This window comes from Pseudomonas sp. ANT_J12, from assembly GCF_008370045.1.
Classification (GTDB): domain Bacteria; phylum Pseudomonadota; class Gammaproteobacteria; order Pseudomonadales; family Pseudomonadaceae; genus Aquipseudomonas.
Map to the genome: position 1 here is coordinate 61,989 of NZ_VOBN01000026.1, position 12,241 is coordinate 74,229.

14 protein-coding genes are annotated in these 12,241 nt (G+C 60.6%); 9 read left to right on the forward strand and 5 right to left on the reverse strand.

Annotated features, from left to right (window positions below; translation table 11 throughout):
• Positions 1 to 45: 45 nt before the first annotated feature.
• The 3 genes from FQ192_RS30240 to FQ192_RS30250 all read left to right on the forward strand — a co-directional run bounded on the left by FQ192_RS30240 (position 46) and on the right by FQ192_RS30250 (position 2,975).
• Positions 46 to 2,007: an acetyl/propionyl/methylcrotonyl-CoA carboxylase subunit alpha gene (locus FQ192_RS30240; protein WP_149661811.1), complete on the forward strand. Its 1,962-nt coding sequence runs from the start codon at positions 46 to 48 to the stop codon at positions 2,005 to 2,007.
• A gap of 71 nt (positions 2,008 to 2,078) precedes the next feature.
• Positions 2,079 to 2,621: an exonuclease domain-containing protein gene (locus tag FQ192_RS30245; protein WP_149661812.1), complete on the forward strand. Its 543-nt coding sequence runs from the start codon at positions 2,079 to 2,081 to the stop codon at positions 2,619 to 2,621.
• A 69-nt stretch (positions 2,622 to 2,690) separates the two neighbouring features.
• Positions 2,691 to 2,975, forward strand: a complete 285-nt coding sequence (locus FQ192_RS30250; RefSeq protein ID WP_149661813.1) for a pyrimidine/purine nucleoside phosphorylase — start codon at positions 2,691 to 2,693, stop codon at positions 2,973 to 2,975.
• 73 nt (positions 2,976 to 3,048) lie between these two features.
• On the opposite strand, the gene FQ192_RS30255 is transcribed toward FQ192_RS30250, so the two are convergent.
• Both FQ192_RS30255 and FQ192_RS30260 read right to left on the reverse strand, forming a co-directional pair.
• Positions 3,049 to 3,855, reverse strand: a complete 807-nt coding sequence (locus FQ192_RS30255) for an MOSC domain-containing protein (protein ID WP_149661814.1) — start codon at positions 3,853 to 3,855, stop codon at positions 3,049 to 3,051.
• 91 nt (positions 3,856 to 3,946) lie between these two features.
• Positions 3,947 to 4,882: a chemotaxis protein CheV gene (locus FQ192_RS30260; protein ID WP_133838221.1), complete on the reverse strand. Its 936-nt coding sequence runs from the start codon at positions 4,880 to 4,882 to the stop codon at positions 3,947 to 3,949.
• A gap of 441 nt (positions 4,883 to 5,323) precedes the next feature.
• Between FQ192_RS30260 and FQ192_RS30265 the strand changes: the two genes are divergently transcribed.
• From FQ192_RS30265 to FQ192_RS30275, 3 genes are all read left to right on the forward strand, one after another.
• Entirely contained in the window at positions 5,324 to 5,794 is a 471-nt protein-coding gene (locus tag FQ192_RS30265; protein ID WP_149661815.1) for a hypothetical protein, read from the forward strand.
• Positions 5,795 to 6,306: 512 nt separating this feature from the next.
• Positions 6,307 to 7,200, forward strand: coding sequence for a sensor histidine kinase (locus FQ192_RS30270; RefSeq protein WP_149661822.1), 894 nt, complete (start codon positions 6,307 to 6,309; stop codon positions 7,198 to 7,200).
• Positions 7,197 to 7,856, forward strand: coding sequence for a response regulator transcription factor (locus tag FQ192_RS30275; protein ID WP_149661816.1), 660 nt, complete (start codon positions 7,197 to 7,199; stop codon positions 7,854 to 7,856). Before FQ192_RS30270 ends, FQ192_RS30275 begins: the two co-directional genes overlap by 4 nt.
• Here the strand turns inward: FQ192_RS30275 and yegS are convergent.
• Positions 7,840 to 8,757, reverse strand: a complete 918-nt coding sequence (gene yegS, locus FQ192_RS30280) for a lipid kinase YegS (protein WP_149661823.1) — start codon at positions 8,755 to 8,757, stop codon at positions 7,840 to 7,842. The genes FQ192_RS30275 and yegS overlap by 17 nt on opposite strands.
• Positions 8,758 to 8,991: 234 nt before the next feature.
• On the opposite strand from yegS, the gene FQ192_RS30285 reads away from it, so the two are divergent.
• Positions 8,992 to 9,258: a hypothetical protein gene (locus FQ192_RS30285; RefSeq protein ID WP_256672403.1), complete on the forward strand. Its 267-nt coding sequence runs from the start codon at positions 8,992 to 8,994 to the stop codon at positions 9,256 to 9,258.
• Positions 9,259 to 9,322: 64 nt separating this feature from the next.
• Here the strand turns inward: FQ192_RS30285 and glp are convergent, their stop codons facing one another.
• Positions 9,323 to 10,510: a gephyrin-like molybdotransferase Glp gene (gene glp, locus FQ192_RS30290; RefSeq protein ID WP_372242370.1), complete on the reverse strand. Its 1,188-nt coding sequence runs from the start codon at positions 10,508 to 10,510 to the stop codon at positions 9,323 to 9,325.
• Between the two features lie 22 nt (positions 10,511 to 10,532).
• Positions 10,533 to 11,072, reverse strand: a complete 540-nt coding sequence (moaB, locus tag FQ192_RS30295) for a molybdenum cofactor biosynthesis protein B (RefSeq protein ID WP_133838225.1) — start codon at positions 11,070 to 11,072, stop codon at positions 10,533 to 10,535.
• An 80-nt stretch (positions 11,073 to 11,152) separates the two neighbouring features.
• Here moaB and mobA point away from each other — a divergent pair, with 80 nt between their 5' ends.
• Entirely contained in the window at positions 11,153 to 11,755 is a 603-nt protein-coding gene (gene mobA / locus FQ192_RS30300; protein ID WP_149661818.1) for a molybdenum cofactor guanylyltransferase MobA, read from the forward strand.
• A gap of 77 nt (positions 11,756 to 11,832) precedes the next feature.
• The gene (locus FQ192_RS30305) at positions 11,833 to 12,054 is read left to right on the forward strand and encodes a YgdI/YgdR family lipoprotein (protein ID WP_133838227.1); all 222 of its coding nucleotides are present in this window, start codon (positions 11,833 to 11,835) and stop codon (positions 12,052 to 12,054) included.
• The last annotated feature ends 187 nt before the right edge of the window (positions 12,055 to 12,241 follow it).

Consider the following 12,241-nt stretch of genomic DNA (forward strand, 5'->3'; position numbering starts at 1 on the left):
CGCGAAGAGGCCGTCACATCCACCGCAAAACCAAGGGAATAAGCCATGCCCGGATTCAACAAAATCCTGATTGCCAACCGCGGTGAAATCGCCTGCCGCATCCAGCGCACCGCCCAGGCCCTGGGCTACCGCACTGTCGCCGTATTCAGCGACGCCGACGCCGATGCCCTGCACGTGCAAATGGCCGACGAAGCCGTGAACATCGGCCCGGCCCCGGTGCAGCAGTCCTACCTGAACATCCCGGCCATTATCGAGGCCGCCCGCCGCACCGGCGCCGATGCAATCCATCCCGGCTACGGTTTCCTCTCGGAAAACCCCGGGTTCGCCCTCGCCTGCCAACAGGCCAACATCACCTTCATCGGCCCCAGCCCCGAAGCCATCGAGTTGATGGGCAGTAAACGCCTGTCGAAACTCGCCATGCTCGCGGCCGGCGTGCCTTGCATCAAAGGCTATCAAGGCGCCGAGCAGGACGACGCCACCCTGAGCCGCGAAGCCGAACGCATCGGCTATCCACTGATGATCAAGGCCAGCGCCGGCGGTGGCGGGCGCGGCATGCGCCTGGTCCACGACGCCAGTGATCTGCTGGAGCAACTGCGCACCGCCCGCTCCGAAGCCCTGCACGGGTTTGGCCATGACGAGCTGATCCTTGAGCAAGCGCTGATCGATCCGCGCCATGTCGAGGTGCAAGTGTTCGGCGACCAGCATGGCAACCTGATCTACCTCGGCGAACGCGACTGTTCGATCCAGCGCCGGCACCAGAAAATCATCGAGGAAGCGCCCTGCCCCGTCATGACGGCCGATCTGCGCCAGGCCATGGGCGAAGCGGCGCTCAAAGCCGGGCGAGCGGTGAACTATGTCGGCGCCGGCACCGTGGAATTCCTGCTGGACGCTCGCGGGCAGTTTTACTTTCTGGAGATGAACACCCGGCTGCAGGTGGAACACCCGGTGACCGAACTGATCACCGGCCTCGACCTCGTTGCCTGGCAGCTGCACGTCGCCGAAGGCCTGCCGCTGCCGCTGCGCCAGGAGGAGGTGCAGCTCAACGGACATGCCCTGGAAGTGCGCCTGTACGCCGAAGACCCGGCCCGGGGTTTCCTGCCGCAGACCGGGCAGATCAGTGCCTGGGAACCGGCGTTGCACGGTGGCGTGCGCATCGACCATGGCCTGATTGACGGCCAGCACATCAGCCCCTTCTACGACCCGCTGCTGGGCAAGCTGATCGCCCACGGCGCCACCCGCGAAGAAGCCCGGCGCAAGCTGCTGCGAGCGGTGCAGGACAGTGTGTTGCTGGGGGTGCAAAGCAATCAGCGCCTGCTCGCCAGCCTGCTGCAACACCCGCAATTTATCCGCGGCGAGTTCAGCACCGGGTTTATCCCGGCGCACTTCGCCGAGCATGCCTGCCTGCACGCCCATGTTCCGAGCGCTGAAGAACTGGCGATCGCGGCGGCGCTGCTCTATCACGCCTGGGCGCAACAGCACCGCGCGCCATTGGCCGGTTGGCGCAACAACGCCAGTGTGCCGCTGCACTATCGCCTCGGCGTGGAAGACAAGGACTGGGCCGTGGAACTGAACGCGGTGCCGGGCGAGCCCTACCGGCTACAGGTCGGCGAGCGGAAACTCGCCCTGAAGATGATTCATTGCGACGGACACCAGGCCACCCTGGAAATCGACGGCATCCGCCAGCGCCATGCCTATCGCCTCGACGCCGGGCAACTGTGGTTGTTCACCCGCCCCGGCAGCCTGCGCCTGGAGGATCGCACGCAGTTGCCGGTCAGCAGTCAGGCCAGCATCAGCTCCGGCACGCTCAAGGCGCCAATGGACGGGGCGATCGTCGATGTGCTGGTCAGTGAGGGCAGCCCGGTCAGCAAGGGCCAGCTCCTGGTGGTGCTGGAGGCGATGAAAATGGAGCATCCGCTCAAATCCGGCATCGACGGCGTGCTTAAACGGTTGCAGGTACGGGTCGGCGATCAGGTCAAAAATCGCCAGATTTTGCTGGAGGTCGAATAAGGCGCTAGGCGGATCCGCCGGGTTTGGCTACGCTCAAGCCCTATCAGCACGCGGATACCAGGAACCCTGCGATGCCTCACTGGTTGGTCATTGATCTGGAAGCCACCACCGATGAGGGCGGCTGGCCAGTTACAGAAATGGAAATCATCGAAATCGGTGCCACCCTGGTGGACCGAAAAGGTCGAGAGCTGGACCAGTTCCAGCGCTTCGTACGCCCGACGCGCCGGCCTTTGCTGACGCCGTTTTGTCGGGAGCTGACTCACATCACCCAGGCCAATATCGACACCGCGCAGCCACTGACCGAGGTCTGGCCGGCGTTCGAGCGCTGGCTCGGCCAGCATCACTCGCGCTTGGAAGGCTGGGCCAGTTGGGGCGATTACGATCGCAAGCAACTGCTACAGGAATGGCAACGCCTGCAACTCGACAGCTTCCTGAGCCAGGTGCCGCACATGAACCTCAAGCAGCGTTTCGCCAAGGCCCGGCGGCTGGAACGTCCGCTGGGTCTCAACGGCGCGCTGCAACTGGCGGGCATGCAATTCAATGGGCAACAGCATCGGGCGCTGGAAGATGCGCGCAATACCGCACGGCTACTACCGCTGGTGCTGCCCCTCTAGGAAGGTGACGGCGCCAGGGGTGTTGTGCATACTGGCCGGCCCTTTTCAGCCCTTTTCGAGGAATCGCCCATGTTTAAAGTCAACGAATACTTCGACGGCACCGTCAAGTCGATCGCTTTCGGCACCGCTGAAGGTCCGGCGACCATCGGCGTCATGGCACCGGGCGAATACGAATTCGGTACCAGCCAGCGTGAAATCATGCACGTGGTCACCGGTGCCCTGAGCGTCAAACTGCCGGACAGTAGCGACTGGGAAACCTTCGCCGCCGGCAGCCAGTTCAACGTGCCCGCCAACAGCAAGTTCCAGTTGAAAGTCGCCGTCGACACCGCTTACCTGTGCGAATACCGCGGCTAAACCCCTGGGTTTTCACAGCGACAAAAAAAATGCCCGTGTCCAACGACACGGGCATTTTTCATTCACAGGGCGGCTATTCGAGGATCGTCACCGGCATGCCGACTTCCAGTCGACCGTTGCTGTCGTTGACCAGGTTCTGGCCGAACATCGCCCCGTCCGCCTCGGCCCGATACTTCTGCAGCGTGGCCAGGGGCTCGCGATCATCACTACGAGTGCCGGTCTGCGGGTCGATGGTGGTCAGGATGCACCGTGAGCACGACTTGACCACCCGGAACTCGACATCACCGATGCGGATGCGCTTCCAGCCATCCTCGGCGTAGGCGTCGCTGCCCTCAATGACCAGATTTGGCCGGAAGCGCAGCATTTCCAATGGACGCCCGACTTTTTGCGACAAGTCTTCCAGTGACGCCTGGCCGATCAGCAACAACGGAAAACCATCGGCGAAGGCCACCTGATCGTCGTCCTTGCCGTAGCCGGCCTGGGTGGTGCGCGCGCGATCCAGCGGCACTTGCACCAGCCGTGTCGGTTTGCCGATGAACTCACTGACCCAGGCCCCCGCCGCGTCGCCGGCATCGGGCACGCGCAAGGTGTCGCGCCAAATGGTCACGCCGCGCAGTTCGGCGTCGCTGCCGGGCAAGGCGATATCGATCGGTGAATGGCCTGGGGCGTTGAGGGTCAGGCCGCCGTCGGCATTCCACAGCGCCGACAACTGGCTCATCTGCGCCACCGCGCGTTGGGTCAGGAAGCGCCCGCTGGCCTCGTCCACCAGCATCCAGCGTCGATCTCCGTCCAGGCCCAGTTTGTCGAGGCTGACCTGTTGCAGGGTCTCACCCTTGCCGGATTTCAACGGATAACGATAAAGCGCGCTCAGACGCAGCATGGCCAGCTCCCTGGTGGGCAAAAAACGCCACCCTATACGAGCTTGATCGCCGAATCAAAGGCTGACGCGATGTCAGCCTTTGGCGTCGGGATCAGGCCGGCACTTCGTCGAGCATCAGGCGCTGGCGCACCACGTCGACGAGTTTGTCTGGCTGGAACTTGGAGAGGAAGTTGTCGCAGCCGACCTTTTTCACCATCGAGTCGTTGAAGCTGCCGGACAGCGAGGTGTGCAGGACCACATACAGACCGCGCAGACGCGGGTCGTTGCGGATCTCGGTGGTCAGGCGGTAGCCATCCATTTCCGGCATTTCGGCGTCGGTGAAGATCATCAGCAACTTGTCGGTCATGACCACGCCGGTATCGGCCCAGGCCTTGAGCATGTTCAGTGCCTTGAGGCCGTCGCTGGCGATGTGCATCTTCACGCCCAACTGGCCGAGGGTGTCGCGCAATTGCGAGAGCGCCACGTTGGAGTCGTCCACCAGCAGCACTTCACGGCCACGGGCTCGTTCCAGCACCGGATCATCCAGTTTTTCCTTGGAGACCTTGGCGTTGTACGGGACGATTTCAGCGAGGACTTTTTCCACGTCGATGATTTCCACCAACTGGTCATCGACCTTGCTGATGGCCGTCAGATAGTGCTGGCGACCGGCGCTGGTCGGCGGCGGCAGGATGGCTTCCCAGTTCATGTTGACGATGCGGTCCACGCCACCGACCAGGAACGCCTGCACCGAGCGGTTGTATTCGGTGACGATAATGGTACTGGTGGGGCTTGGCACCAACGGACGCATGCCGATGGCCTGGGACAGGTCGATCACGGGCAGCGTCTGGCCACGCAGATTGACCACACCGCAGACAAACGGATGGCGCTGGGGCATCAAGGTCAGTTTCGGCAGTTGCAGCACTTCCTGGACTTTAAATACGTTGATTGCGAACAATTGCCGCCCGGCCAGCCGGAACATGAGAATTTCCAGGCGATTCTCACCCACCAGTTGCGTGCGTTGGTCTACCGTGTCGAGAATGCCGGCCATCAATGACTCCTGGGCTTGTTCTGATGAATTCACTAAAGAGGGTTATCGGCTGTTATTGCTAGAGCTTGACCCCCAGACAAAATGCCACGTCCAGGCATTGATGTCACATTAACATCATGCTTTACTGGCCTCGCGATTTCATCTGCTTCATCCCCTGCCGCGCGACCTCGGTTTGCACGTTAGGTTCCCCTGCGTAAGGGATTCCCCTAGTAACAATCAGGCCCAACCTGATATTCGCAATATCCAATAGCCATTAATGTGACGCCATTCTCATTGCATGAACGGAGTCAGGCTTTTGTGTGCGATCGCAGGTCAGTGGCCCCCCACCCTCTCGAGTTATCCAGCGCACGCAATAGCGAGGCGGAGCATGCTCGGGCGACAACTCGTGATCTTCGACACACACGACATTCCCTCATCAGCCATGACGTGGTGGAAATAAGTATGCCGAACGACCATAAAGAGGGGGCTCAACGCCTTCCCGAGTTTCTCGTCGAGGCTGAAACACTCCTGGCCAAGTCCGAGGAATGCCTCAGTCATCTGCAACTGATCAGCAATGATACGGACGCCATCGACTGCATGCTCAGCAGCCTGCTCAAGCTGGCGAACAAGGCCGATGCCTTGGCGCTGGAGGCAGTCTCGGAGTTTTCGCTGCACATCCATGGCTTGTTGAACCATGCCCAACACCACATGGCCCTGCACGAGCAGGCCCTCGAGGCGCTGAAAGACTGCTTTACGCTGATGGCCTGGCAACTCGAACTGATCGATCCAGCAACCGGCCAGTTGAGCCTCGATGACAGCGAGCAGGCGTTGCTGATCGAAGCCTTTGCCTTTCAGGTCGGACAAAGCCGCTTTCAGCCACCGGCCCACGCCAAGCCGCTCACCCTCGTGGCATTTTCGGAACGGCAGGCTTAAATTTGCCGGAGCGCTCTACGACGCCTGGTTCTCGTATTGCCCAGCCCCGACTCGTAACTAGAATGCCCATGTCGCAATTGAATAGTTCATACCTGCCAGCGACAGCTGAATAAACACAATTAATCTAGTTGTGCGCGGACTGTCTGTTCCGAGCGCAGGTAATGTCGGACTTTAAAAATAAATCCTGGGCGTGCTCACTATATTCGAGAGGCAAGAAACCAATCTTTTTCCATTATGGAACCATCGTCCAGATAACGTAATTCCTGACTGTCTGGACATATATACCAAACGCGACCAACGGTATCTTAAGTGGTATTATGCCGGCCATTAGTTGGCTTCAAATAATGGCACTGTGATTCAAGACGAGAGCAGCCCGCTAACTTCATGGCTGGATTTCGTCCTCTGGTTTGCCCCGTTTAAGTTGGTGATTCACCCTACAGTTTTTCAGACAGAGACCCGTCAGCCATCATGGCCGGTCTGCCCGCAGCGAACATCCATTGGCTCCATCTGCTATGTACGCCAGCCTCAAGTCAATTACCACGTGGCCCCCTTCCCGAGAAAACGCGCGCCGGTTCACGCTGTTGCTGTGCACCTGCTCGGCGCTTGGCAGCTTGTTGGTCTATGGCTTTTCCACTCGCCTGCCGGCAAGCCTGCTGTTCCTCAACATGGCCGCACTGGCCTGTGTCTGGGTCGGGCATCGCCTGTCGCGCAAATCGATCAAGTTTCAACCTCAAGAACTGGCCGACCGCCTCCTGCAAGTACAGGAGAACGAACGTCATCGGCTCAGCCGCGAGTTGCACGACGACATCGGTCAGTTGCTGACGGCGGCAAAACTGCAAAGCGAATGGCTCAAGCGCCGCCTGCCCGACGAGTTGCAGGGCCAATGCTCGGTGCTCTGTGAAACCCTGGAAGAAACCCTGACCAAGGTGCGTGACGTCTCGGCCATTCTCAACCCCCGGCAGTTGACCAGTCTCGGGCTGGAAGCCAGCCTGCGGGCACATTTGCTCAAGACGCTGGCCAATACCTCGGTGCACTGGAGCCTGGAATGCCACCAGCGCCTGACCGGCATCCCGGAAGAAATGGCCGTGGCCGCGTTTCGGATTACCCAGGAAGCGGTGACCAATATTCTGCGCCATGCCGACGCCAGGAACCTGCTGGTGCGCGTGCAGCGCTTGCCTCAGGGCCTGACACTGCTGATCAGCGACGACGGCCTGGGCTTTGCGCCCGCGGCCAACCCCGGGCGCGAAGGGCAACGCGGCATGGCCGGGATGTCGGAACGGATCGAACAATTGGGCGGGACCTTGGCCGTGACCAGCGAGCCGGGCAAAGGCACTCAAATCGAAGCACTTTTCCCCTGGGCGCCCCGTGCGCTCGAGCGGGCCAGTACGAATAAGGTTATGCGTTGACTTGTAACTTACTTCTGGTGGATGACCACTCCCTTATCCGGGCAGGCGTACGCGCTCTGGTGCTGGATATTCCCGGCTACGCGGTAGTCGGCGAGGCCAATGACGGCTCGCAACTGCTGGAGATGGTCGAGCAACTGTCCCCGGACATCGTCCTGCTGGACATTTCCATGAAGGAAACCGGCGGCCTCGAAGCCTTGCAGCGCCTCAAAAAGGTACGCCCGCAAAGCAAGGTGCTGATCCTGTCGATGCACACCGACCCGGCGCTGATCATGCAAGCGCTGGAATCCGGTGCCCATGGTTACTTGCTCAAGGACACCACGGCCACCGAACTCGAACACGCCCTGGACGCCTTGCGCAACAACGAACGTTACCTGAGTCCGGCGATTGCCCACACGGTGATCAACCAGGCGCTGACCCGCACCCAGAAAAACCAGACGCCGATCCCGGACACCCACAACCTGACAGCACGCCAGCTGGAAATCCTGCGATTGATCGTGCGTGGCAAATCCACCCGGGAAATCGCCAACGGCCTGGGCCTGAGCATCAAGACCGTCGAGACCCACCGCTCGCAGATCATGAAACGCTTGCAGATCTACGACGTGGCCGGCCTGGTGCTATTCGCCGTGCGTGAACAAATCATCAGCCTGGATGATTGACGGCCCGGGATGAACCCAGCAACGGCGAGTTCGGCGGCAAGTGCACGCGCAAGGCCCCCGGACGCGCTTCGAAACGCAGGTTGTCACCCTCCAGGGGTTCGCCATCGAGGTTGATGTGCAGGCCTTCCGACACCTTGATCTCGACCCACGGCAAACGCGCTCGCACAAACATGTTGTCGATGCCGAAGCCCTCGGTCAGCAGGTTTTTCAAGGTGCCGACCACCTCCTGCGGTGCCGGCAGAATGCTGATATCCAGCAATCCATCGTCCGCCAGCGCCTGCGGGCACAACACACGTCCGCCACCGGCCTGTCGACCATTGCCGATACCCAACGCCAACAGCTCGCCACGCCAGTGAAAGTCCGGCCCCTGCAATTCGCCATAGGCCGCGTGCAATTCGCTGAAGCGTGATAAACCGGTGAACAGGTACGCCGCGCCCCCCAGTATTTTTTTCAGGTCTTCCGAGGTATTGGCCGTGACGTTACTGCCAAAACCGCCCGTAGCCATATTCAGAAACACTTGTCCGCCGACCTCGCCCAGATCAATCGGCACCGCCGCGCTGTCCAGTAGCTCCAGAGCCTGGGCAGGCTCCAGGGGAATGCCCGCGGCACGCGCGAAATCGTTGGCAGTGCCCAAAGGCAGCAGCACCAGGCTGGCCTCGTTCGGATGCGCTGCCATGGCTTCGGCGATATCGCGCAACGTGCCGTCACCGCCACCGGCAATCAGTTGCCGATACCCCGCCGCCAGTGCTTCATCCACCAGGCGCCGGGCATCGCCGGCCTCCCAGGTCACCCGAACGGCCAGTTCCCACCCCTGCTTGCGCTTGCTTTCAACCGCCGCGCGGACTTCCTCGTTGAGTGCCTGCTTGCCATGCAGAATCAACAGCGCCTTGCGCTCATCCATTGCGATCACTCCCATGATTGGCATCCGTATGGGAGATGTTGACCACACAGATACGCAAAAAAGTCAGCTGAACTTCAATAAATTCAAAGCCACAGCGTCTTGCGTCCTACAGAGCGGTATTTTTTCTTACAAACTGTGAGGAATCGGCTCAATTGACCGACTCGGGTGATTGGTACACCGTGGGGCCCTGCGGTATCAATCATGAAATTACAAACACACAAGGATGTGCACGCAATGAATGCAAACGCCCTAAGGGCTCATCAGGCAGAGTTCAAAAACGGCGCAAAAGCCGCTGGAGAAGTTGATATGGAACCTCGCGTCGTCGAACTGGAGACACACCTCAAATACATCCGTCGGGACATGGACGAAGTGCGTGGCGACGTCAAATCCATCAAGCACCGACTGGCCTACTCTGCCGGCGCAATCGGTGTGATCCTGGGACTTCTGGGGTGGATCGCCAACAGCCGGTTTGAACAGGTTGTGACGCTTCTGTCGCAATAAGGCGAGGGTGGACGCAAGGCCCGGCTTGATCAACCGGGCTTGCAGGGTCAGTCAATGGCAGGCATCAGCTCAAGACTTCACTCAAGGGAATGAAGCTGATCTGATCGCCCTCGACCAGGGTGCGGTCTTCCAGGACCTCCACAAGGCCTTCGGCCCAAGCGGCGCTGCGCAATACACCAGAACTCTGATTCCGGTAAATGGTGGCCCTACCCTGTTCGAGACGCCCACGCAGGTACTCGCGTCGATTGCCAGCCTTGGGCCAGACGAACCCTGCCGGCACCTGGAATTTCAGCGGCTCGACGTTCTGGACACCTTGGCGCCGCAAGAGATAAGGCCGGGCCAGCAACGCGAAGGTCACCAGCGTCGACGCCGGGTTACCCGGCAAACCGATCACCGGCACGCCCCGGAAATGCCCGAATGTCAGCGGCTTGCCGGGTTTGATGGCGAGCTTCCACAGGCTCAGCTCTCCCTCCTCTCGCAAGGCAATACCGAGGAAGTCGGCTTCGCCCACTGACACACCGCCAGTGGACAGGATCAGGTCGACATCAGTCAGTTCCCCCAAGCGAGCGCGAGTCACCGCCAGGTCATCCACCAGGATGCCGGCATCAATCACCTCGCAGCCCAAACGCTGCAACCAGCTGCACAGCAACACACGGTTACTGTTGTAGATCTGCCCAGGCCCCAAGGCCTGGCCGGGTTCGATCAGTTCATCGCCGGTGGACAGCACTGCTACACGCACTTTGCGCACGACATCCAGCTCGGCACATCCCAGGGAGGCCGCCAGCCCCTGCTCGATAGGACCCAGACGCGTGCCGGCCGTCAGGACCAACTCACCGACTGTGGTTTCCTGGCCTTGAGGTCGAATGTTCTGGCCAGGGGTGATGGTTTCGGTAAACACCACACGCTCATTCGCCTGGACTTCGGCGTTCTCCTGCATTTCGACACAGTCAGCGCCCTCAGGCACCGGCGCACCGGTGAAGATTCGCGCGCAGGTCCCTGGCTGCAAGGGTTGCGGTGCCTGGCCAGCGAAAATTTTCTGACTGACCACCAACGGTTCACCGGTCCAGTCGGCCACGCGCAATGCATAGCCGTCCATGGCACTGTTGGGCCAGGGCGGCAGGTCGAGTGTCGAGACCAGATCCTGCGCCAGTACGCGGCCCTGAACCTGCGCCAACGGCAAGCGTTCCCGCTCGCGAATCGGCGCCGCTTCGGCCATTTCCAGCAAGCGCGCCAGCGCCACCTCGACAGGCATCAAGCTGCCGGTCTTGCCAGGCTTACCCGCGGGATTCACAGGGTGCCGCCTGTTTCAGGTGAGGGACGAAATTGCACGGACGGTGCCGCGAATCCAGCTGCTCGGCGAGAATCCCATCCCAACCGGTACGCACCGCGTTGGTCGAACCCGGCAAGCAGCACACCAGCGTGCCGTTGGCCAAGCCGGCGAGTGCGCGGGACTGCACCGTCGAGGTGCCGATGTCGGCCACGGAAATCTGCCGGAACAGCTCGCCAAAACCATCGACCTGCTTATCCAGCAGGCAACTCACCGCTTCCGGCGTGCTGTCGCGGCCGGTAAACCCGGTGCCACCGGTGATCAACACCACCTGCACCACATCGTCGGCAATCCAGGTGGCGACTTGCGCGCGAATTTTGTAGAGGTCATCTTTAAGCAACACCCGCGCCGCCAGGTTATGACCGGCTGCGCCCAGGCGGTCGACAAAGACCTGGCCGGAGGTGTCGGTTTCCAGGGTCCGGGTGTCACTGACAGTCAGCACCGCGATGTTGAGCGGTGCGAAAGGTACATCAGCCTTGGCTTTCATAGGCTCGTCCAGTTGTAGGGGAAACAGCCCGGTGTTATATCACAGCGCCTCAATTTTTCGCCGCCCCATGGAGAGCTGCCATGACTTCGAATACTGCGCTACCCCCCTGTTCAATTCTGCTGCTGGCGGGCGGGCGCGGCCAGCGTATGGGCGGCCAGGACAAGGGGCTGATTGAGTGGCACGGCGAACCGCTGATTGCGCACCTGCATCGCAAGACCCGCGCGCTGAGCGATGACCTGATCATCTCCTGCAACAGAAACCAGGACACCTACGCGCCTTACGCCGACCAACTGGTGGTTGACGATCACGCCGGTTTTCCCGGCCCCCTGGCGGGTATCCGGGCCGGCCTGAAGGCTGCCCGTCATGCTCACCTGCTGGTCCTGCCCTGCGATGTGCCGCGCATCGATGCCGCCCTGCTTCAAGGCATGCGCGAAACCGCCGCCCAGCATCCGGATAAGCCGCTAATGCTGCGCCACGGCGATCATTGGGAACCGCTGCTCTGCGTTATCCCCGTGGCCCTTTCGCAGGCGTTCGAAAATGCCTGGGACGAGGGTGAACGCAGTCCGGGCCGAATCATGCGGCAGCTGGGCGCCACAGCCCTGCAATGCCCCGACAATGACCCTCGCCTGGCCAACCTGAACACACCGGAACTGTTAAGTGCACACCACAGTGTGTCAGACTGACACGAGAAGGAACTTGCACGCGTTGCATACGTCTACAAGCTCAGTAACCAAAAGAATTCATATTCGGAGATACACTCATGACTCAACGGACCCTCGCCACTTTCATGCTCGCACTGGGCCTCGCTACCCTCGCCGGTTGCGCATCGCCAACAGTGATCACCTTGAATGACGGTCGTGAAATCCAGGCCGTCGACCAGCCTAAATACGATGAAGAGTCGGGTTTCTACGAATTCGAACAGCTGGACGGCAAGCACACCCGTGTCAACAAGGATCAGGTGCGTACCGTTAAGGATCTGTAATCCTTGCGGTGGTAACCGGATACAGAAAAGCCCGCTGATTGCGGGCTTTTTCATGGCTGGTGTTCCGTCCTGAATAAGGTTTACACCTTCTGACTTCTCATCAGGAAGGTGCAATGGATACGGGCATAAAACGCAGTCAACGCGATTACACGCTGACTTTTAAATTGTCGGTTGTCGATCAGGTCGA